Annotated in this window: 16 protein-coding genes, 26 tRNA genes and 3 rRNA genes; 41 read left to right on the plus strand and 4 right to left on the minus strand. The window is 41.0% G+C overall.

Annotation, left to right across the window (positions count from 1 at the left end):
- Positions 1-72: 72 nt before the first annotated feature.
- The 6 genes from JP39_RS02800 (at position 73) to JP39_RS02825 (ending at position 4,824) form a co-directional block, all read left to right on the plus strand.
- Positions 73-549, plus strand: a complete 477-nt coding sequence (locus JP39_RS02800; RefSeq protein ID WP_041501689.1) for a helix-turn-helix domain-containing protein — start codon at positions 73-75, stop codon at positions 547-549.
- A complete protein-coding gene (locus JP39_RS02805) occupies positions 531-1,223 on the plus strand; it encodes an IS630 family transposase (RefSeq protein ID WP_137619794.1) in 693 nt (230 codons plus the stop codon). Before JP39_RS02800 ends, JP39_RS02805 begins: the two co-directional genes overlap by 19 nt.
- A 247-nt stretch (positions 1,224-1,470) precedes the next feature.
- Complete coding sequence (locus JP39_RS02810) at positions 1,471-2,838, plus strand: bifunctional metallophosphatase/5'-nucleotidase (protein WP_041501559.1); 1,368 nt, start codon at positions 1,471-1,473, stop codon at positions 2,836-2,838.
- 9 nt (positions 2,839-2,847) lie between these two features.
- Positions 2,848-3,450, plus strand: a complete 603-nt coding sequence (locus JP39_RS02815; protein ID WP_053085049.1) for a YutD family protein — start codon at positions 2,848-2,850, stop codon at positions 3,448-3,450.
- Complete coding sequence (locus tag JP39_RS02820; protein WP_041501561.1) at positions 3,447-4,223, plus strand: TIGR01457 family HAD-type hydrolase; 777 nt, start codon at positions 3,447-3,449, stop codon at positions 4,221-4,223. The genes JP39_RS02815 and JP39_RS02820 overlap by 4 nt, the downstream gene beginning before the upstream one ends.
- On the plus strand, positions 4,216-4,824 hold the full coding sequence (locus JP39_RS02825; protein ID WP_041501562.1) for a TIGR01906 family membrane protein: 609 nt from the start codon (positions 4,216-4,218) through the stop codon (positions 4,822-4,824). Before JP39_RS02820 ends, JP39_RS02825 begins: the two co-directional genes overlap by 8 nt.
- Positions 4,825-4,991: 167 nt before the next feature.
- Here JP39_RS02825 and JP39_RS02830 read toward each other — a convergent pair whose 3' ends face one another.
- Both JP39_RS02830 and JP39_RS02835 read right to left on the minus strand, forming a co-directional pair.
- Complete coding sequence (locus JP39_RS02830) at positions 4,992-5,636, minus strand: DedA family protein (protein ID WP_174795716.1); 645 nt, start codon at positions 5,634-5,636, stop codon at positions 4,992-4,994.
- A 90-nt stretch (positions 5,637-5,726) separates the two neighbouring features.
- The gene (locus tag JP39_RS02835) at positions 5,727-6,719 is read right to left on the minus strand and encodes an NAD(P)/FAD-dependent oxidoreductase (protein WP_041501564.1); all 993 of its coding nucleotides are present in this window, start codon (positions 6,717-6,719) and stop codon (positions 5,727-5,729) included.
- Between the two features lie 80 nt (positions 6,720-6,799).
- Between JP39_RS02835 and JP39_RS02840 the strand changes: the two genes are divergently transcribed.
- The 30 genes from JP39_RS02840 (at position 6,800) to JP39_RS02985 (ending at position 14,992) form a co-directional block, all read left to right on the plus strand.
- On the plus strand, positions 6,800-7,186 hold the full coding sequence (locus JP39_RS02840; RefSeq protein WP_041501565.1) for a CvfD/Ygs/GSP13 family RNA-binding post-transcriptional regulator: 387 nt from the start codon (positions 6,800-6,802) through the stop codon (positions 7,184-7,186).
- A 425-nt stretch (positions 7,187-7,611) separates the two neighbouring features.
- Positions 7,612-9,178: ribosomal RNA gene (locus JP39_RS02845) — 16S ribosomal RNA — on the plus strand.
- Positions 9,179-9,350: 172 nt separating this feature from the next.
- Positions 9,351-12,268: ribosomal RNA gene (locus tag JP39_RS02850) — 23S ribosomal RNA — on the plus strand.
- 94 nt (positions 12,269-12,362) lie between these two features.
- Positions 12,363-12,479 (plus strand): 5S ribosomal RNA (rrf, locus tag JP39_RS02855).
- The 16S, 23S and 5S rRNA genes sit together here with 26 tRNA genes alongside, the layout of an rRNA operon.
- An 11-nt stretch (positions 12,480-12,490) precedes the next feature.
- Positions 12,491-12,563, plus strand: a tRNA-Val gene (locus JP39_RS02860).
- Between the two features lie 6 nt (positions 12,564-12,569).
- Positions 12,570-12,642: transfer RNA gene (locus JP39_RS02865), tRNA-Lys, on the plus strand.
- 26 nt (positions 12,643-12,668) lie between these two features.
- Positions 12,669-12,751: transfer RNA gene (locus JP39_RS02870), tRNA-Leu, on the plus strand.
- 61 nt (positions 12,752-12,812) lie between these two features.
- Positions 12,813-12,885: transfer RNA gene (locus tag JP39_RS02875), tRNA-Thr, on the plus strand.
- A gap of 4 nt (positions 12,886-12,889) precedes the next feature.
- A tRNA-Gly gene (locus JP39_RS02880) sits at positions 12,890-12,961 on the plus strand.
- Positions 12,962-12,975: 14 nt separating this feature from the next.
- Positions 12,976-13,061 (plus strand) — tRNA-Leu (locus tag JP39_RS02885).
- A 13-nt stretch (positions 13,062-13,074) separates the two neighbouring features.
- Positions 13,075-13,148 (plus strand) — tRNA-Arg (locus JP39_RS02890).
- 13 nt (positions 13,149-13,161) lie between these two features.
- Positions 13,162-13,235, plus strand: a tRNA-Pro gene (locus tag JP39_RS02895).
- Between the two features lie 33 nt (positions 13,236-13,268).
- Positions 13,269-13,342 (plus strand) — tRNA-Met (locus JP39_RS02900).
- An 8-nt stretch (positions 13,343-13,350) separates the two neighbouring features.
- Positions 13,351-13,424, plus strand: a tRNA-Ile gene (locus JP39_RS02905).
- A gap of 37 nt (positions 13,425-13,461) precedes the next feature.
- Positions 13,462-13,535: transfer RNA gene (locus JP39_RS02910), tRNA-Met, on the plus strand.
- 22 nt (positions 13,536-13,557) lie between these two features.
- A tRNA-Asp gene (locus JP39_RS02915) sits at positions 13,558-13,631 on the plus strand.
- A gap of 50 nt (positions 13,632-13,681) precedes the next feature.
- Positions 13,682-13,752: transfer RNA gene (locus JP39_RS02920), tRNA-Gly, on the plus strand.
- Between the two features lie 13 nt (positions 13,753-13,765).
- Positions 13,766-13,840: transfer RNA gene (locus JP39_RS02925), tRNA-Ile, on the plus strand.
- 8 nt (positions 13,841-13,848) lie between these two features.
- Positions 13,849-13,936, plus strand: a tRNA-Ser gene (locus JP39_RS02930).
- A gap of 8 nt (positions 13,937-13,944) precedes the next feature.
- Positions 13,945-14,016: transfer RNA gene (locus JP39_RS02935), tRNA-Glu, on the plus strand.
- A gap of 47 nt (positions 14,017-14,063) precedes the next feature.
- Positions 14,064-14,153 (plus strand) — tRNA-Ser (locus JP39_RS02940).
- Positions 14,154-14,186: 33 nt separating this feature from the next.
- Positions 14,187-14,260: transfer RNA gene (locus tag JP39_RS02945), tRNA-Met, on the plus strand.
- 22 nt (positions 14,261-14,282) lie between these two features.
- A tRNA-Asp gene (locus JP39_RS02950) sits at positions 14,283-14,356 on the plus strand.
- Positions 14,357-14,362: 6 nt separating this feature from the next.
- A tRNA-Phe gene (locus tag JP39_RS02955) sits at positions 14,363-14,435 on the plus strand.
- A gap of 4 nt (positions 14,436-14,439) precedes the next feature.
- Positions 14,440-14,522 (plus strand) — tRNA-Tyr (locus JP39_RS02960).
- Between the two features lie 8 nt (positions 14,523-14,530).
- Positions 14,531-14,601 (plus strand) — tRNA-Trp (locus JP39_RS02965).
- Between the two features lie 18 nt (positions 14,602-14,619).
- Positions 14,620-14,692 (plus strand) — tRNA-His (locus JP39_RS02970).
- Between the two features lie 9 nt (positions 14,693-14,701).
- Positions 14,702-14,773 (plus strand) — tRNA-Gln (locus JP39_RS02975).
- Between the two features lie 20 nt (positions 14,774-14,793).
- Positions 14,794-14,864, plus strand: a tRNA-Cys gene (locus JP39_RS02980).
- A gap of 44 nt (positions 14,865-14,908) precedes the next feature.
- Positions 14,909-14,992 (plus strand) — tRNA-Leu (locus tag JP39_RS02985).
- Positions 14,993-15,189: 197 nt separating this feature from the next.
- On the opposite strand, the gene JP39_RS02990 is transcribed toward JP39_RS02985, so the two are convergent.
- Entirely contained in the window at positions 15,190-15,861 is a 672-nt protein-coding gene (locus tag JP39_RS02990; RefSeq protein ID WP_048699164.1) for a 3'-5' exonuclease, read from the minus strand.
- Positions 15,862-15,941: 80 nt separating this feature from the next.
- Positions 15,942-16,427, minus strand: coding sequence for a hypothetical protein (locus JP39_RS02995; RefSeq protein WP_041501686.1), 486 nt, complete (start codon positions 16,425-16,427; stop codon positions 15,942-15,944).
- Between the two features lie 241 nt (positions 16,428-16,668).
- Between JP39_RS02995 and JP39_RS03000 the strand changes: the two genes are divergently transcribed.
- The 5 genes from JP39_RS03000 to JP39_RS03020 all read left to right on the plus strand — a co-directional run bounded on the left by JP39_RS03000 (position 16,669) and on the right by JP39_RS03020 (position 21,044).
- Positions 16,669-17,172, plus strand: a complete 504-nt coding sequence (locus JP39_RS03000; RefSeq protein ID WP_137619793.1) for a hypothetical protein — start codon at positions 16,669-16,671, stop codon at positions 17,170-17,172.
- Between the two features lie 190 nt (positions 17,173-17,362).
- Positions 17,363-17,929 (plus strand): GNAT family N-acetyltransferase, encoded by a 567-nt coding sequence (locus tag JP39_RS03005; protein ID WP_041501684.1) that lies wholly within the window; start codon positions 17,363-17,365, stop codon positions 17,927-17,929.
- 358 nt (positions 17,930-18,287) lie between these two features.
- The gene (treR, locus tag JP39_RS03010) at positions 18,288-18,992 is read left to right on the plus strand and encodes a trehalose operon repressor (RefSeq protein ID WP_041501683.1); all 705 of its coding nucleotides are present in this window, start codon (positions 18,288-18,290) and stop codon (positions 18,990-18,992) included.
- A gap of 29 nt (positions 18,993-19,021) precedes the next feature.
- Positions 19,022-19,504 (plus strand): PTS sugar transporter subunit IIA, encoded by a 483-nt coding sequence (locus JP39_RS03015; protein WP_041501682.1) that lies wholly within the window; start codon positions 19,022-19,024, stop codon positions 19,502-19,504.
- A 19-nt stretch (positions 19,505-19,523) separates the two neighbouring features.
- Entirely contained in the window at positions 19,524-21,044 is a 1,521-nt protein-coding gene (locus tag JP39_RS03020; protein WP_041501681.1) for a PTS transporter subunit EIIC, read from the plus strand.
- Positions 21,045-21,054: the final 10 nt, after the last annotated feature.

The raw sequence follows: 21,054 nt of genomic DNA on the forward strand, positions 1-21,054 counted from the left end.
TACCGATTAACTAGTGGAGCGTAGCTTTCATATCTGTATTTCGATATAATCAATTCAAAAAGGACAATCCTCATGAAATCGAATAACAGACCAGTTAAACAACATATTTTTCTTTCTGATGATCAAGTTACTCGTCTAAAAAATCTTTTGAATTCTAAAAGTCTTAATAAAACCGTCAAACGTCGGATTCAAGTATTGCTAGACTTAGATGAATCTCATGGTGAAATCATGACTAGAATTGAAGTGGCTAAGATGAATCGTTGCAGTACTGGAGTGGTTTATGCCGTCATCAACCTTTTCTTCGAAGGCGGTATCGATGAGGCCATCACTATAAAACGTAATAGTAATTCGGATCACGCAAACCAAAAATTAACAGCAGAAGATGAGGCAAAACTGATTGCGTTAGCCTGTGGCCCCGCTCCAGAAGGCTACACGAGATGGTCATATAGCTTATTGGAAGAAAAGTCAGCGACTATACTCGAACATCCTGTGAAGCGTGATGCCATTGCACGCAAGCTTAAAAAAATGAAATTAAACCATACCAAGTAGAGAGTTGGGCGAACCCCAAGCCAGATGATGGTGAATACGTTGCCCACATGGAGGATGTTCTAGACACATATGCCCTACCATATGATAGTAATCGACCATTAGTTTGTTTGGATGAGAAGCCGTATGTACTTCACGGCGATGTTTCCAAACCACTTCCAACTCGTAGAATGAAACCCAAGAAAATTGACTATGAATACACTCGTAATGGGTATTGCGCAATAATCAGTTTGATTGAACCATTAACCGGTAAACAATATGTGGACGTCCGAAAACGCAGAACCTCACGCGATTTCGCGGAGGTTATAAAATGGTTGGTGGATGACCTGTACCCATCTGCCGATAAAATAATTTTAGTAATGGATAATTTGAATATTCATAAAATAGGATCACTATATCAACGTTTCGAGCCAAAAGAGGCTCGTCGATTGGCTGGTAAATTAGAAATACACTACACACCCAAGCATGGGAGCTGGTTAAATATAGCTGAAATTGGCTTGAACTTGTTGAGTCGTCAATGTCTGAATCGGCGTATTCCAGAAATCAAACAACTACGTCAAGAAGTGACAACATGGTGTAGCGAACGTAATGAAAAGAATCTATCAATAGATTGGCAATTTACAACAGCAGATGCACGCATAAAGTTACATTCGCTTTATCCAAAGATAGAAGACTGATTATGTCTAGATATGAAAGCTATACTCCACTAGTCGGAAGAGATGGGAAGTATTCACCAGCAGTGGAAGTGGCGTTATTACTTTAGCAATTACACCACCGGGCGAGTTTGGAGACTCGCGGGTTGTGCGAAGCTTCAAACCGAGGGACGAGACCGAACTTTGGCTCGAGTCGGTCGCACAGCAGGCGCAATACTTCCCATCTCTGTAGACGGAATATTTAGTTAGATTACAGAGAAAGTAGGATATTATGGAAAAAATTCAGATAGTTCATACGAATGATTTACATTCTCACTTCGAAAACTTTCCACGACTTGAACGTTTCATCAACCAATCACGTCAAGATAGTCAGGCTGATGATTTCTATTTGTTCGATATTGGTGATGCCATGGACCGTGCTCATCCTTTGAGTGAGGCTACCAATGGTCAAGCTAATATCGAATGGATGAATCCACTGCATTATGATGCGGCCACAATTGGTAATAATGAAGGTTTAGGAAATAGTCACGAGCATTTGGAACATCTGTACGACCATGCTAATTTTCCTGTTATTTTAAATAATCTCTATGAAAAAGAACCTAATCGTTTGGCTGATTTTGCCAAGCCAGCTAAGATATTTACGACTAAAAAGGGTACAACGATTGGTGTCATGGGGTTAACGGCACCATATATTTTGACGTATCCACTGTTGAATTGGGATATTAGATTGATTCAAGAAATGTTGCCAAAGTCTCTGGAATTAGTTAAAGACTGTGATGTCATAATTTTGCTATCGCACTTGGGTGTATCGATGGATCGTCTGATTGCCAAGAAGCATCCGGAAATTGATGTCATTATCGGAGCTCACACGCATCATCTATTTCCAAAAGGTGAGATGGATAATGGAGTTTTGCTAGCGGCAGCCGGTAAGTATGGTCAAAACGTCGGTACCATTAATATGGAACTTGATGACCAAAAGCAAGTCACCGCTAAGTCAGCTTTCACAGTGGCAACATCTACCTTGGCAGAACAACCTGAGGATGCGGCATGGATAAAGCATCAATTTGATAAGGGTGAGTCTTTATTGGATGAAAAGCAGGTCGCTAATTTACCAGAAACTTTGAGCGTCGACTATCAAGCCAAACATTCTATTATGCAAGAGGCACTGAATGCGGTTCAGGATTACGCCCAGACTGATGTGGCCGTTTTGAGTTCCGGACTATTTTTGGAAGATTTGCCTAAAGGCATTGTAACTGAGAAAAACTTACACGATGTCTTGCCCCATGCGATTCACGTTATGAAAACAACCATGACCGGTGACAATGTTTGGCGCCTAGTAATGGAAATGGAAAAGAATCGTATGTTTTTACGTAATCATATGCAAAAAGGAATGGGTTTTCGTGGTAAGATATTTGGCGAACTAGTTTATCGTGGCATTGAGATTGACAGTAAACGCAATGTTTATATAAACGGTGCAGAATTAGATAAAAATCAAGAGTATACTTTAGCATTGTTGGATCACTACTTATTTGTACCTTATTTCCCATCAATTGAGATTTCAGGTGACAATGAAATTATGTATCCCGACTTTTTGCGGGGCGTATTCGGTGATTACTTAAGCAAAAAATATCCGATTTGAGGTGATTACTTGCAGGAAATTGAAGATAACACCGCTACTACTAAATTGGTCGATGTAATCAAACTAGATGATAATTTGATTTCAATCGACAAAACGCAATATCGAATAGTAGAAAACCATGATAGTGGTTTTAGTGAAGAAAGAATTGAAGAACGTTATAACAATGTTCTTGAAAAATATGATTATATTGTCGGCGACTGGGGTTATGATCAGTTGCGTTTTAAAGGATTTTATGAAGACGAACGAAATGAAAGTACGCTAGAGAATCGTATTTCTCATTTGGAAGATTACTTGTTGGAGTATTGTAATTTTGGCTGTGCTTATTTTGTCTTGGAAAAGGTTAAAAAAGCGCCATTGAGAAACAATAATCATCGCAAGAACAACAGTAATAATCGCAATAACAGTCACAGTGCGCACACGCATACACATAAATTCCGCACACGGACTACAACACGTGCTAAGGCGGAGAACAAGCCTAATAAGCCACACAATAATAATAATCAACATAGAAAAGCTAAAGTTTCCAAACGTCGAACGAATAATTCTAATAAGAAGACGACTTCGACCAAGAAGACTTTTAAAATTAGAAAAATAGGTGAGAAGAATAAATGAAGTATCAAACATATTTAATTGATTTAGATGGAACAATGTATCGCGGTAAGGACAAAATTCCTGAAGCTAAAGTTTTCATCGACAACTTAAACAATGCGGGAATCAATTACTACTACTTAACGAACAATACAACCAAAACTCCTCAACAAGTGGCTGATAATTTGATGAACAATCATCAAATTACAGCTAAGGCTGAGCAAGTTTTGACACCATCATTAGCTACAGCAGCTTATATTCAAAATATGTTTGGTGACGATATAGAAAATCACAGTGCTTATGTAATCGGTGAATATGGTTTGAAGAGTGCTGTCTTTAGTACAGGTATCAAGTTAAATGAAGTCGATCCAGATGTTGTTATTGTCGGATTGGACTATGACGTTACGTATCATAAATTTGAGTTAGCAACTCTAGCAATCAAGCGTGGGGCCTTCTTTATTGGAACTAATGCCGATACTAACTTGCCTAATGAGCGAGGACTCGTGCCTGGCGCTGGTTCTGTAATTTCACTAGTCGAAACTTCAACTCAACAAAAGGCTCACTATATTGGTAAGCCAGAACGTGACATTATTGACTTTGCTGCCAAAGCTCGTGACTTTGACCCTAAGAAAGCTGTCATGGTCGGCGATAACTACAATACTGATATTAAATGTGGAATCAACGCTGGTGTCGATACTCTTTGGGTAAATACTGGTGTCAGCACACACGAAGATATCGATAATGCGCCAATCAAGCCAACTCATCAGGTAGAAAGTCTGGATCAATGGGATGTCTAACTTACAAAAGGATCTTTTGTACACTGTTGCATTAGCATTCTTTTTGTTAACAGCAGCTATTACGGTAACTATCTTTGCCAGTTATCCGCTGTTTGCATTTGATATTAAGCATTACAATCTAGACCAAATTGTCGAGATGAAGTACGGCACGATTATGAAAAACTATATGCAGATGATGGATTATTTAATTAATCCGTTCAACTGGCATTGGCATTTGAGCGACTTCGGTTCTTCAGCGGCCGGTCGGTTACATTTTCTCGATTGTAAAAAGCTCTTCCTATTGAATTTCGGAGTCTTTATTATTAGCGGTATTATAGTAGCTAAATTTCATAAGATTCGTGCACGATTCAATCGCATTTTTTTGTGGATTGGAATATTTGGGATAGTGTTAGCAATTATGATGTTGCTAAACTTTGATCAATTTTTCGTAATTTTCCATGAAGTACTCTTTCGTAATAGCGATTGGTTGTTTGATCCGAATAAGGACCCAGTAATCAATATCTTGCCAGAGGACTTCTTTACACAGTGCTTTGTTTTATTCTTCGTGATTTTTGAAGGATTAAACTTTTGGAAAGCTCGACAGAAAAAGGTTAGAAGTTAACTATTATTAGTAAGAACAAACTAAAAAGCAGTAATCCTTTATTTATCGAAAGGGATTACTGCTTTTTGATTGTCTTGATACATTGCATCCGATAGTTTAATGCTTTTAAAGGGATGTGCAGATGAATATTCTAACCGTTGGAGACGAAAAAACAGCCTAGGAATTCCCTAAGCTGTTTTCTTTTTTCTATTTTTGATGGCTGTGATTAAGATAGGAACTAATGAAACAATCACGATACCGATGATAATCATTGAGAAGTGTTCTTGCACGACTGGAATGTTACCAAATAGGTGACCAGCAGCTGAACAAACTAGAACCCATAGGAAAGCACCGATGAAATTGAATTTCAAGAATGTTCCGTAATGCATTGTTCCACTACCAGCAACGAAAGGTACGAAAGTTCTAATTAAGGGGATGAAACGACCGATGGCGATTGTTTTACCACCATGTTTTTCAAAGAAATGATGCGCTTCGTCCAAGTGATCTTTATTGATAAGTTTACCGAGGTATTTGTTCTTCGTCGCGTATTCCCCAAAATGTTCACCAATTTCGTAGTTCATTGAATCTCCCAAAACAGCTGCTGCTAGGAAAATTAAGAACATCAACCAAGAAATCAGTCCATATTTAGGATTAGCGGCTAACGCCATTGCTGCGAAGATTAAGGAATCTCCGGGTAGAAACGGTAGGATAACAACGCCGGTTTCAATAAAGATAATCAGAAATAGTATTAAATATGTCCACAAGCCGAAATTATTTACGATATTGACCATGTGGTGATCAATGTGCAAGATAAAATCAACCAAACCCATTATGTAACTCAATCAATCAACTCCAAAATTCAAATTAAACTTCATTATACCAGCATAACTTAAAATAACTTTAAAATTAATGGAAATTAAAGATTATTTCTCGAAAATAGAAGTACTGTGTTCGAAGTAATTCTTCTCTGGGTAAAGGTTACGTAAGGCTTTAGTGACTGCAATGGGACCTTCAGCAAATGCTGTCGCAATCAATTGCAACTTTCCAGGGTAAGTTACGATGTCACCGATAGCGAAGACATTTGGTAAATTGGTTTCCATTTCTTGAGATACTTTGATGAATGGACCATTTAATTCAACGTTCCAGTCATGAAGTATCTTAGAATCAGATACAAAGCCATAATTGACTAGTAGTTTATCTGCGGTCACGACTTTAATATCATCTGACTTAATCATTTTTAAAGTAACATCAATTTTGTCATGATTGTCTGGGTTGTAGTTAAGCCCTTTAATGATATAGGGATTGAGTTGTTCAACACTAGATTGTTCCAGCTTGGCAACACTTGATTCCATAGCACGATACTTATTACGACGATGAACTAGGAAAGTACGTTTAGCAATGTTGGAAAGGTCAATTGACCAATCAACAGCAGAATCGCCACCGCCAGCAACGATGACATCTTTATTCTTGAAAGATTCAATGCTATTGACGAAGTAATCGAGATTGTTTTCTTCTATAGTAGGATCATAATCAAAAGTTAACTTGCGAGGTTTGAAAGCACCATTACCAATAGCAATAATGATAGCTTTAGTATAGATGGTTTCATTATTAGTAGTCAGTTCCCAAATGTCGTCTTTTCTATCTATAGAAGAAACAGATGTATTAAGGTATTGGTCACAGTTCATAATGTCTAACTGTTCGTTAAGTTGCTTGGTTAAGTCAGTACCAGATATCTTAGGAAGTGCAGCCACATCGTATATATGTTTCTGAGCGTAAAGTGTTTCCGGTTGACCGCCCAATTTTGGTAAACTTTCTATTAAAGCTACCTTTAGATTTCGCAAACGGGCGAAGTAGGCTGCAAACATACCAGCAGGACCACCACCGATAATTGAAATGTCATAAATTTTGTCATTCATAATCTTAGTCACCATTTTCTGTTATATAATCTATAGATACATTGTTACACATTTTAAAATTCAATGCGGGAGGAAAGTTAATGCGAATTGGAGATAAACTAACTGGAACCATCTCGGGTATTCAATCATATGGAGTTTTTGTAAAGCTAGATGATGAGTATCAAGGCTTAATCCATATATCGGAATTAAAACATGGCTTTGTATCTGATCTTAATAGTAAGTACAAAGTCGGAGATAAGGTTAATGTAATTGTAATGGGTATTGATGAATACAATCAACAGATAAGTTTATCAATGCGAGCTTTGCAGCCAGAGAAGATAGGAAGACCTATTTTACACAAGCATTTCTGGACGGATTATCGCAATAAGATAGGCTATAAGACGATTGCAATGCATAAAGATGCCTGGGTAAAGGCCGCTTTAAAGCAGATTTCAGAGAAAAATGAAAAAAATTCAACTTTTTTGTAAAAAAGGGTTGCGCACACTTAATCTAATTGGTAATATATATCTTGTTGTTGCGACAGATGACAACGGCGTCAACGGATTCAAGCTTAATTGCTTATCTTAATCGCCTTTAATTATTTTAAAAAAGTTCTTGACTTGGTCTTGTAACTTCGATATGATAATTAAGTTGTCTATTAGATAACTTCTAACAATTTATCATTTGTTTGATAGATTGTTAGAAAAATTATTTTAAAAAGTTCTTGACATTCATTTGTCAGCTTGATAAAATAATTAAGTCGCTGATGAGCGTAAGCGCTTAATCAGCTGGTAGACCTTTGAAAACTGAACAAAGTTTTAACACTAAAATTGTGTAGGCCAACATTTATTTGTTGGATTTACAACGAAGTCAATTCGCTAGTATTTAATATTTTTATTGAGTCACAAACTTTTAATATGAGAGTTTGATCCTGGCTCAGGACGAACGCTGGCGGCATGCCTAATACATGCAAGTCGAACGAACTTTCCCGATGATTGAAGCTTGCTTCATGAATCGGATCTAAGTGAGTGGCGGACGGGTGAGTAACACGTGGGTAACCTGCCCAAAAGTGGGGGATAACATTTGGAAACAAGTGCTAATACCGCATAACAACTACTTTCACATGATCGTAGTTTAAAAGATGGCTCTGCTATCGCTTTTGGATGGACCCGCGGCGTATTAGCTAGTTGGTGAGGTAAAGGCTCACCAAGGCAATGATACGTAGCCGACCTGAGAGGGTAATCGGCCACATTGGGACTGAGACACGGCCCAAACTCCTACGGGAGGCAGCAGTAGGGAATCTTCCACAATGGGCGAAAGCCTGATGGAGCAATGCCGCGTGAGTGAAGAAGGTTTTCGGATCGTAAAACTCTGTTGTTGAAGAAGAACATGCGTGAGAGTAACTGTTCACGTACTGACGGTATTCAACCAGAAAGCCACGGCTAACTACGTGCCAGCAGCCGCGGTAATACGTAGGTGGCAAGCGTTGTCCGGATTTATTGGGCGTAAAGAGAATGTAGGCGGTTTATTAAGTTTGAAGTGAAAGCCCTCGGCTCAACCGAGGAAGTGCTTCGAAAACTGGTAAACTTGAGTGCAGAAGAGGAAAGTGGAACTCCATGTGTAGCGGTGGAATGCGTAGATATATGGAAGAACACCAGTGGCGAAGGCGGCTTTCTGGTCTGTAACTGACGCTGAGATTCAAAAGCATGGGTAGCAAACAGGATTAGATACCCTGGTAGTCCATGCCGTAAACGATGAGTGCTAAGTGTTGGAGGGTTTCCGCCCTTCAGTGCTGCAGCTAACGCATTAAGCACTCCGCCTGGGGAGTACGATCGCAAGATTGAAACTCAAAGGAATTGACGGGGGCCCGCACAAGCGGTGGAGCATGTGGTTTAATTCGAAGCAACGCGAAGAACCTTACCAGGTCTTGACATACCATGAAAAGCTAAGAGATTAGTCTTTCCCTTCGGGGACATGGATACAGGTGGTGCATGGTTGTCGTCAGCTCGTGTCGTGAGATGTTGGGTTAAGTCCCGCAACGAGCGCAACCCTTATTATCAGTTGCCAGCATTCAGTTGGGCACTCTGGTGAGACTGCCGGTGACAAACCGGAGGAAGGTGGGGACGACGTCAAATCATCATGCCCCTTATGACCTGGGCTACACACGTGCTACAATGGTCGGTACAACGTGCTGCGAACTCGCGAGGGCAAGCAAATCACTTAAAACCGATCTCAGTTCGGATTGTAGGCTGCAACTCGCCTACATGAAGCTGGAATCGCTAGTAATCGCGGATCAGCATGCCGCGGTGAATACGTTCCCGGGCCTTGTACACACCGCCCGTCACACCATGAGAGTTTGTAACACCCAAAGCCGGTGGGGTAACCCTTCGGGGAGCTAGCCGTCTAAGGTGGGACAAATGATTAGGGTGAAGTCGTAACAAGGTAGCCGTAGGAGAACCTGCGGCTGGATCACCTCCTTTCTAAGGATATGATGCGTAAGCATCAACGGAAATACACAATTGTTAAAACTTTGTTTAGTTTTGAGGGGTCTACCCTCAAACTCGTACCTTGAAAACTGGATATTAAGAAATAATGAATTAAAGAAACACCGAAAACTGCGCGATAAAAATGATTAATTTCATATTTTGTCAAGATTAAGTTATAAAGGGCGCACGGTGGATGCCTAGACACTAGGAGCCGATGAAGGACGTAACTAACGACGATACGCCTCGGGGAGCTGTAAGTAAGCTTTGATCCGGGGATTTCCGAATGGGGGAACCCAAATATCGTAATGGATATTTACTTGTTTGTGAATACATAGCAATCAAGAGGAACACGCAATGAACTGAAACATCTAAGTAGTTGCAGGAAGAGAAAGAAAATTCGATTCCCTGAGTAGCGGCGAGCGAAACGGGAATAGCCCAAACTAAAGAGCTTGCTCTTTAGGGTTGTAGGACTGATGTTGTGAGAACAAAAGGTAATGATAGTTGAACAAGTTGGAAAGCTTGGCCAAAGAGAGTGAAAGCCTCGTAAACGAAATCTGACCCACTCCATTCAGTATCCTGAGTACGGCGGAACACGAGAAACTCCGTCGGAATCTGGGAGGACCATCTCCCAAGGCTAAATACTCCCTAGTGATCGATAGTGAACCAGTACCGTGAGGGAAAGGTGAAAAGTACCCCGGAAGGGGAGTGAAATAGATCCTGAAACCGTGTGCCTACAAGTAGTCAGAGCCCGTTAATGGGTGATGGCGTGCCTTTTGTAGAATGAACCGGCGAGTTACGTTAACATGCAAGGTTAAGATGAAAAGTCGGAGCCGTAGCGAAAGCGAGTCTGAATAGGGCGACTAAGTATGTTGATGTAGACCCGAAACCAAGTGACCTACCCATGACCAGGTTGAAGATGCGGTAAAACGCATTGGAGGACCGAACCCGTGTATGTTGAAAAATGCTGGGATGAGTTGTGGGTAGCGGTGAAATTCCAAACGAACTTGGAGATAGCTGGTTCTCTCCGAAATAGCTTTAGGGTTAGCCTCGGGGATTAGGATTATGGAGGTAGAGCACTGTTTGGACTAGGGGCCCGTCTTGGGTTACTGAATTCAGATAAACTCCGAATACCATCAATCTATACCCGGGAGTCAGACGATGAGTGATAAGATCCACCGTCGAAAGGGAAACAGCCCAGATCACCAGTTAAGGTCCCAAAATTCATGCTAAGTGGAAAAGGATGTGGAAACGCATAGACAACTAGGATGTTGGCTCAGAAGCAGCCATTCATTCAAAGAGTGCGTAATAGCTCACTAGTCGAGTGATTCTGCGCCGAAAATGTACCGGGGCTAAGCATGATACCGAAACTGTGGATGTGTCGTAAGACACGTGGTAGGAGAGCGTTGTAAGAGCATTGAAGCTGTACCGTGAGGAGCAGTGGAGTTCTTAGAAGTGAGAATGCCGGTATGAGTAACGAAAGACCAGTGAGAATCTGGTCGGCCGAAAGACTAAGGTTTCCTGGGGAAGGCTCGTCCTCCCAGGGTTAGTCGGGGCCTAAGATGAGACCGAGAGGTGTAATCGATGGATAACGGGTTGATATTCCCGTACTAGTTTATTTTGTTTGAACGATGGAAGGACGCAGGAGGATGATGTGTGCGCGCTGATGGATATGCGCGTCCAAATAGCAAGTCTTGGTAAGAGTCAAATGCTTTTACCTTTAAGGACAAGTTATGATGGGGAGTGAAATTTTAGTAGCGAAGCACAGTAACTCACACTGCCGAGAAAAGTTCCTAGTTAGAAATAAACTACCCGTACCGCAAACCGACACAGGTAGTCGAGGAGAGTATCCTAAGGTCAGCGAGTGAACTCTCGTTAAGGAACTCGGCAAAATGACCCCGTAACTTCGGGAGAAGGGGTGCTGGTGTAACAGCCAGCCGCAGTGAATAGGCCCAAACAACTGTTTATCAAAAACACAGGTCTATGCTAAATCGTAAGATGACGTATATGGGCTGACGCCTGCCCGGTGCTGGAAGGTTAAGAGGATCAGTTAGCTTTTGCGAAGCTGAGAATTGAAGCCCCAGTAAACGGCGGCCGTAACTATAACGGTCCTAAGGTAGCGAAATTCCTTGTCGGGTAAGTTCCGACCCGCACGAAAGGCGTAATGATTTGGGCACTGTCTCAACGAGAGACTCGGTGAAATTATAATACCCGTGAAGATGCGGGTTACCCGCGACAGGACGGAAAGACCCCATGGAGCTTTACTGTAGCTTGATATTGAGTTTTTGTGTGACATGTACAGGATAGGTAGGAGCCGTTGATTTCGGAACGCTAGTTTCGAAGGAGGCATTGGTGGGATACTACCCTTGTTATATGAAAACTCTAACCCACGCCGCTTAGCGCGGTGGGGGACAGTGTCTGGTGGGCAGTTTGACTGGGGCGGTCGCCTCCTAAAATGTAACGGAGGCGCTCAAAGGTTCGCTCAGAATGGTTGGAAATCATTCGCAGAGTGTAAACGTATAAGCGAGCTTGACTGCGAGACTGACAAGTCGAGCAGGGACGAAAGTCGGAGTTAGTGATCCGGTGGTACCATATGGAAGGGCCATCGCTCAACGGATAAAAGCTACCCTGGGGATAACAGGCTTATCTCCCCCAAGAGTTCACATCGACGGGGAGGTTTGGCACCTCGATGTCGGCTCATCGCATCCTGGGGCTGTAGTCGGTCCCAAGGGTTGGGCTGTTCGCCCATTAAAGCGGTACGCGAGCTGGGTTCAGAACGTCGTGAGACAGTTCGGTCCCTATCCGTCGCGGGCGTAGGAAATTTGAGAGGAGCTGTCCTTAGTACGAGAGGACCGGGATGGACATACCTCTGGTGTACCAGTTGTGCCGCCAGGCGCATCGCTGGGTAGCTACGTATGGAAGGGATAAACGCTGAAAGCATCTAAGTGTGAAGCCCCCCTCGAGATGAGATTTCCCATTCCTTTATGGAAGTAAGATCCGTTAGAGATTATGACGTGGATAGGCTGCGGGTGGAAGTGTAGCGATACATGGAGCTGAGCAGTACTAATAGATCGAGGACTTAATCGAGTAAAGAGTTTACAGCAGTTCGAAGTGATTCAAAATTTAATTCATTGTTCTTAATATCTAGTTTTCAGGGTACGAGTGTCATAGTAGAATACAGTGTAGTGACGATAGTGAGAAGGATACACCTGTTCCCATGCCGAACACAGAAGTTAAGCTTCTCCGCGTCGAAAGTAGTTGGTGGGAAACTACCCGCGAGGATAGAGAGTCGCTACGCTGTCTCATGATGGAGGATTAGCTCAGCTGGGAGAGCATCTGCCTTACAAGCAGGAGGTCACAGGTTCGATCCCTGTATCCTCCATATCATGAGCCGTTAGCTCAGCCGGTAGAGCATCTGACTTTTAATCAGAGGGTCGACAGTTCGAACCTGTCACGGCTCATTTGCAACATATATATAACACACCATGCGGGTGTGGCGGAATTGGCAGACGCGCTAGATTTAGGTTCTAGTGTCCAGTGGACATGAAGGTTCAAGTCCTTTCACCCGTATTTCAATATTGTTGTTGCGATATTGTGTTTCATTTAGTAGAATATGAAAGTAACGTTTTATGCCGACTTAGCTCAGTTGGCAGAGCACCTGTCTTGTAAACAGGGGGTCGGAGGTTCGAATCCTCTAGTCGGCATAATGCGGAAGTAGTTCAGTGGTAGAACATCACCTTGCCATGGTGGGGGTCGCGGGTTCGAATCCCGTCTTCCGCTTTCATTATAGTAACGCCGGGGTGGCGGAACTGGCAGACGCACAGGACTTAAAATCCTGCGGTAAGTAATTACCGTACCGGTTCGATTCCGGTCCTCGGCACTATAATGAATATGCACCTATAGCGCAATTGGATAGAGTGTCTGACTACGAATCAGAAGGTTGTAGGTTCGACTCCTACTAGGTGCATTAGTTTTATTTTCGGGAAGTGGCTCAGCTTGGTAGAGCACCTGGTTTGGGACCAGGGGGTCGCAGGTTCGAATCCTGTCTTCCCGATAGGCAATGTATGTTGTCAGTATCATAGTTTTTGGCGGTGTAGCTCAGCTGGCTAGAGCGTCCGGTTCATACCCGGGAGGTCGGGGGTTCGATCCCCTTCGCCGCTATTTATTCCGGACCTTTAGCTCAGTTGGTTAGAGCAGGCGGCTCATAACCGCTCGGTCGTAGGTTCGAGTCCTACAGGGTCCATCGATTTTGAATGGACCTTGCATTTTGTTAATGTTATCGCGGGATGGAGCAGTCTGGTAGCTCGTCGGGCTCATAACCCGAAGGTCGTAGGTTCAAATCCTGCTCCCGCAATTTGTTTTAAATAATTAAATTTGGTTCCTTGGTCTAGTTGGTTAGGACGCCTGCCTGTCACGCAGGAGATCGCGGGTTCGATTCCCGCAGGGACCGTTAGCAGATCGATATGTTTGCTATGGTAGAAGTAGTCGCAAAGGTAATATGCGGGTGTAGTTTAGTGGTAAAACCACAGCCTTCCAAGCTGTTGTCGCGAGTTCGATTCTCGTCACCCGCTTTGCCACTTTTATGGGCCTATAGCTCAGCTGGTTTAGAGCGCACGCCTGATAAGCGTGAGGTCGATGGTTCAAGTCCATTTAGGCCCACTATATCTGGAGAAGTACTCAAGTGGCTGAAGAGGCGCCCCTGCTAAGGGTGTAGGTCGCGTAAGCGGCGCGAGGGTTCAAATCCCTCCTTCTCCGTTAGATATGACCCCTTGGTCAAGTGGTTAAGACACCGCCCTTTCACGGCGGTAACATGGGTTCAAATCCCGTAGGGGTCATTGATGCTGTTGCATCATTATATTAATAGTTTTACTTTTTAAGCAATGGAGGATTACCCAAGTCCGGCTTAAGGGAACGGTCTTGAAAACCGTCAGGTCGCGAAAGCGGCGCGTGGGTTCGAATCCCACATCCTCCTTAGTGGGTAACAGTTGATTTACTTTTTTATTATCGCGGGATGGAGCAGTCTGGTAGCTCGTCGGGCTCATAACCCGAAGGTCGTAGGTTCAAATCCTGCTCCCGCAATTAGCTTCAAATAATTAAATTTGGTTCCTTGGTCTAGTTGGTTAGGACGCCTGCCTGTCACGCAGGAGATCGCGGGTTCGATTCCCGCAGGGACCGTTAAATGGCTCGGTAGCTCAGTTGGTAGAGCAATGGATTGAAGCTCCATGTGTCGGCGGTTCGATTCCGTCCCGCGCCATTTTGGAGGGGTAGCGAAGTCTGGCTAAACGCGGCGGACTGTAAATCCGCTCCTTCGGGTTCGGTGGTTCGAATCCACTCCCCTCCATATTTTTTAGGGATATAGTTTAAAGGTAGAACTACGGTCTCCAAAACCGTCGGTGTGGGTTCAATTCCTACTATCCCTGTTTCTACCTTTTATCATGGCGGTATTGGTGAAGTGGTTAACACATCGGTTTGTGGTACCGACACACGTGGGTTCGATTCCCACATACCGCCCTTTTTTATTGGGTTATAGCCAAGCGGTAAGGCAATGGACTTTGACTCCATCATGCGCTGGTTCGAATCCAGCTAACCCAATTGCTGTAATAAATGAATATGGCGGTATAGCCAAGTGGTAAGGCAGAGGTCTGCAAAACCTTCATCACCGGTTCAAATCCGGTTACCGCCTTTGGTTATGCTAAAGTAATCGGGCATGATAGTTAGTAATATTATGCCGGTGTGGCGGAATTGGCAGACGCGCAGGATTCAAAATCCTGTTTCCACTAGGAAGTATCGGTTCGACTCCGATCACCGGCATTAGAATAGAATGTCAGTTAGTCTTGAATGTTGATATATCAACGTTTGAGGCTTTTTTTGTATCCTCAATATTTGTGAACATTCTGCACAGATGCATCACATCTTTCCATTTGGCAACGGCCAATGTCGGTATATGAAAAAATACCTAAGCCCTGATTAGGGTTAGGTATTCAGTAGTATTCATAATATAAAAAGCATCACTTTTCAGATTTCAAATCATTTTTTAGATTTTGAAATACGATGTTTGTCGTCTCACAATCATTCAGTGCATTGTGAGATCTATTGGAAACGCCGAAGTATTCTTTTAAAGTTGATAGCTTGTAATTAGCAACCGGTAAATCGTTTTGTTTCGCCAATCGTAGGGTGTCTAAAATCGTATGGTCATCTGTTTCAATGCCTGCATTTCTTAGAAATCTAAGATCAAAGTTAACATTATGACCGACAATACTATAATCGCTTATAAAGGACAGAATATTGGGGACTATATCAGTAATAGTTGGTGAGGATGAGACGAGCGCATTGTCAATTCCAGTTAAACGAGTGATATTTCGACTTATTCTCTTATGTGTTGGATGTACATAAGTGTCAAAAGTATCCGCAATTTGATTGTCCTGAATCTTTAATGCAGCAAATTGAATAATTTCGTCATAGTTGGTTAAGCCGGTTGTCTCTACATCTAAAACTATGTAAGAATCGGGAAGATGCTGATAGCTTTGTTTTTTGATCGATGATGAAACTGATTTGTTAACTGACAATATCTTGGTAATTAATTTGATTTTCTCTTCATATGTTAGTCCTGCAGCATCGAGCGCATTGGATATTGTTTTATCTTGCAAGATAGCTTGTGATGTTTCTTTATAGGTAACCATAAAACAGCCTTCTTTATTTCTAGTCTAATAATTCAATTTTACCTTAACGGGACAGATTAGATTAGGCTGTTTGAATATTTTTACAAGCTGATATTGTCAGCAAGCATTGAAACAACTTTCTTATTCAAATACTTCTGATTCAAGCCAGCATTAATTTGTTGATCATCGATTCTCGTTTTACCGTTGAGAAATCCCTGTACGCTGATTTTACGGTTCTTTTTAATTGCCTGCTTAGACTTAGTCACAATCAGAAAATATTGGTTACTGCTCTTGATAGGGGCCAATAGTAGATGATATTGACCATAGTCGTCAATTGTTGAATCTTTGACGTAGAAATCTTTCAGGGTCACGTTCATGAACAGATTGACGCTGCTATATTGTTCCATCGAAGTGAGATCCAGTTCTTTTGAAATATCAGGGTATTTGGAATGAGGTTTCAATTTAGTTTTGTTCTGAGCAGCCTCAGCATGAGCTTTTGTAGCGTAACGTAATGGATTAGTGGTATTAACTATGGTACCTGTTAAAAGTGTTAGACCGGTTAATAGAGCGATTCGTTTACGATTCATATTGGTTCCTCCTCAGACAATTCACCTGTCAATTATAATTCTGATAAATGGGCATTTAACAGTAGAATGCATAGTTAAATATTGATAGATTTTAAATTTTTATTTATTGAATAGTCAAATTTTATAACAAAGTAAATTGATAAATTGTACAAAATGACTATCTAATTACGTGGTGGTTTGATACTATAATAGAGCACCAAGAGATGAGGCGCTATCAAATTTAAGAATGGAGCCTAAAAGCTTGAATGATACAAAAAATTGCGTGATTCAGACGGTGTGTAATATATTATCAGCACCTGGGTTTGAACGTTTTACGGTTTATGATTTATCGAATGAATCGAAGCTAGACATGTTGACCATTTATACTGAAATCGGATTTATGGAGGATGTCTACAAAGCTGTTTTTGAAGAAGTAATATTGAAAAAAGTTACTGAAAATAGTGAAACGTTTGAAGATGTAATTAATAATTTTATTAATTATGTTTCTGAGAACAAGACCTTTTGTTTAAATTTGTACAAGCAAACCGAAGAGGTGATTCGTTTCAAGAAAGTAATCGAATTACTTAATGATTTAATTCTTGATTATTGCGAAAACACTGATTCAAAAGAAAGATTATATTTAATCGTTGGATATATAAGAATATTTCAGCAATGGTCTACGGAGCGTTACTATATTCTGAGCAACGAAGTTATAGAAGAAATTAGAAAGCAATTGTTATTAAACCATAGAGAAATCTTGGATTAATTTCTGAAATTAGCATTTAATTTTCATAAAAAAATATTAAAGGGGATATTACTGACAATAATTTTACAAACCCCTGAGGGTAATGATTTAAAAAATCATTGCCTTTTTTTTTGCAGAATGAAAGCAAGACAACTTGAGTAAATTTGAGAAATTCTAAAAATCATGTATCATATATAACTGAGGTGAAAAGATGTTTAGATATGCAAAAGAAGAGGATGCAGATCAGATATTGCCAATTTTGTTCCAAATCTTCGATGAGATGGAATTAGATGTTTTTAAAGAAGTTGGCGACGAGAAGATGGCACAGGTTATCAAAGAAGGTTTCTTCCAACCTGGTTATCGTTATGGTCTTGGAAATATCCTTGTAAACGAGATTGATGGCAAAGTTGTAGCCATTATGGTCGGCTATCCGGAAGAGCTTGAGGATGGCATTGACGAACCATTAGTCAAGATTATGCACAAATATGGCATTAAAGAGAAGAACTTGTTTGGTGATAAGGAAGCTTGGCCTGGTGAATGGTATTTGGATTCATTTGCGGTTGCTCCTGAATTCCAAGGCAAGGGAATCGGAACCAAAACTATGGAACACTTCATTGACGTGATTCGTGATCGTGGCGAAAAGATTTTGAGTTTGAACGTTGATGTAAATAATGAGCCAGCTCAACATGTCTACACAAAGACTGGCTTTAAGAAGGTTGGCCAATTGTATATTGGTAGCCACTTATATGATCATATGCAGTATGATTTAACAAAATAACCAGAAAAACGACAAATATTCAGTTTCTAGCTGAATATTTGTCGTTTTTTGCTTTAAAGTAGATTTCAATTATGAGAAAAATTTATTAAATAAAATGCCTTTATAATGCATGACATATATTGAAATGGCTAATCTTTTACAATTCTTTAAATATATTTGAAATAAATACGATTAAAATCTAAGCTTGAAATATTAACCAATTCATACCACAACAAAGTTTACTAAAAACTTGTCTAGTTTTAATGCCGTTGTCTAGTACTAATGACGACCAACTTGTCTAGTTTTTTAGCTCAATCCCGCGTAAACAGTGGTGTAAGCGGTTTCTGGTTGTGGTAGTCTAGGAGTTGTTGGAGGGCATATGAAGAAGTATTTGACGATATATCATGATTTGTTAAGTGATATTCAAACCAAGAAATATCAATCCGGAGAAATCCTTCCCAGTAATCAGCAATTGGTCATGCGTTACCATGTATCCCGGGAAACGGTACGTAAGGCGATGCAGTTGTTAGCTGATGAAGGATATATTCAGACGATTCGTGGAAAAGGCAGTTTAGTTTTAGCTAAGAAAAGATATCTTTTCCCAGTTTCGTCAATTAAAAGTTATAAAGAAATTGTTAAAGAGAGTGGATTGGATTCAGTCAACCGCGTACTGAAAATCCAAAATCACGTTTTAGTTCCGGAGCGATTGCGTTTTGGATCACCAGAAATGTATTCTCAATTGATTGTCCGCGCACGGGTAGTTAATGGTATTCCAACGATTCTTGATTATGATTATATCAACGAAGACGTTGCCAAAGATGTTCCCAAAGCGGATGCCGAGGATTCATTGTTCAATTACTTTGAAAGTAAGTTGGGTTTGACAGTTGATTATGCAATCAAACATTTGACAGTTGAAAACGCTGAATATGATGATTGTGATCTTTTGAAAATTGACCAATCAATGCCAATGGTGGTCGTCCGTAGTGAAACTCATTTAACGGATAGTCGAATATTGTCTTATACCGAATCACGACACCGAGCTGATAAGTTCAGTAGTGTTGAATTTGCTCGAAGGCATCATTAAAAATACCAACAACAGAGGGGGTAAAAATTATGTTTGGATTTAATAAACATGAATCAACAGATGAACTAATTGCACCAATCGACGGTACAATCGTAAATCTGAAGACTGTCTCAGATCCTGTCTTTGCGCAGGGGATGATGGGTGATGGTTTTGCAATTAAGCCTGACCTAAGTAGTTCTGAATTGCTTGCACCAATCAGCGGAAAAGTAACCGTTGCGCAAGGACATGCAGTTGGTATTGAACGTGATGATGGTCTGGAATTTTTGATTCACATTGGTATTGATACAGTTTCATTGAAAGGTGCACCATTTACGATTTTTGTTAAGCAAGGTAAAAAGGTCAAGGCGGGGACACCGTTAGTCGATATCGATTGGAATCAAATTATAACAAATAAACTTGATCCGACCGTGATGGTTTTGATTCCTAATTCAAAAACTAATTTAGGGTCTTTGAATGTTGCTGAAGAACCAGTAACTAAGAATCAATCAATCGGACAAGCAACCGCAAAATGATATGGAGGGACTGAACAAAATGTCAAAGAGTAAAGATTATTCAGCTTTAGCATCAGAGATAATTGCTGGTGTCGGGGGAGCTGAAAATATAAATAAAGTTATTCACTGTATTTCTCGTTTGAGATTTTATTTAAAAGATGAAAAGAAAGCTCAAACAGATAAAATTACTGCACTTGATGGTGTAGCTGGAGCTTTGTATAACGCCGGTTTAGGTCAATATCAAGTTGTTATTGGACCTGCTGTTACAGACGTTTATGACGAAGTTATTGCCCAATTGGGTGAAGGATTCGCTGATGAAGAGGCTACACAATCAGCTGTTGCTGAAACTGGTGCTGCTGCGCAAAAAGAAGAACGTCCTAAGAACCTCTGGGGCTGGATTACTAAAGCCTTCCAAGTTTTAATTGGAACAATTACTGGATCAATGATTCCAATTATCGGCTTGCTAGCTGCTTCTGGTATTTTAAAGGGATTTTTAACATTATTCACATTTAACTTGAATTTAATTGATACTAAGTCAACAACGTATATTATTATTAACGCAATGGGCGATTCCGCCTTTTACTTCCTACCTATCTTGGTTGGATTCTCTGCAGCTAAACAGTTGCGTTCTGATCCAATCGTCGTTGGTGCGATTGCTGGTGTTCTAGTTCACCCTACAATTGCGGCTCTCTGGGCTGCACCAACAAAAGGGATGGCAACTTTCTTAGGTATTCCAATGAATGCTGAATTCTTCGGTCTACCAATTCACATCCCACAGTATACATATTCAATTTTCCCAATTATCTTTGCTGCTTGGTTAGCTAGACCAGTTGGTAATTGGCTCAAGAAAGTTCTACCTTTAAGTCTTCGTTCAATTTTACAACCACTATTCACACTATTTATCGTTGCAAGTGCTGTTTTAGTAATTATGGGACCAGTTATCTCATTGATTTCAAGTGGTTTAGCTGCCGGAATCAACATGCTTGTTACGGCAAATGAAGCTATTGCTGGATTAGTAATCGGTGGTTTGTATCAAGTTCTAGTTATCTTTGGACTTCACTGGATGGTTGTTCCTATCGTTTCAAACGATATCGCTATGACTGGACACTCTGTTCTAAACGCTTTGATCAACTTTACTATGATTGCTCAAGGTACTGGTGCTTTGGCTGTTTGGGCTAAAACAAAACGTGCTGATGTCAAAGGTTTATCACTAGCTGGTGCTTTATCAGGTTATGCTGGTGTTACAGAACCCGCTATGTATGGTATTAACTTGAAGTATGGTCACGTATTCTGGATGGCTAATATCGGTGGTGCTGTCGGTGGTTTCATCGCTGGACTATTGAAAGTTGATATGTTTGGTTTCACAGGTTCATTAATTGGATTCCCATCATTCTTCTCAAAGACAAACCCAAGTAATATTTGGACTTTCGTAATTGCTAGTGCTGCTACAATCATCGTCTCCTTTATCTGTGTATACTTCTGGGGCTTCAGTGATGCTGACTTGGATAAAGTTAAGTCTGCTCAAAAGAAGAACGTCTTTAAAGATGCTACAAATAAATAGCTAAGGAGCT

Origin of the sequence: Companilactobacillus heilongjiangensis (genome assembly GCF_000831645.3) — a bacterium.
Taxonomy (GTDB): domain Bacteria; phylum Bacillota; class Bacilli; order Lactobacillales; family Lactobacillaceae; genus Companilactobacillus; species Companilactobacillus heilongjiangensis.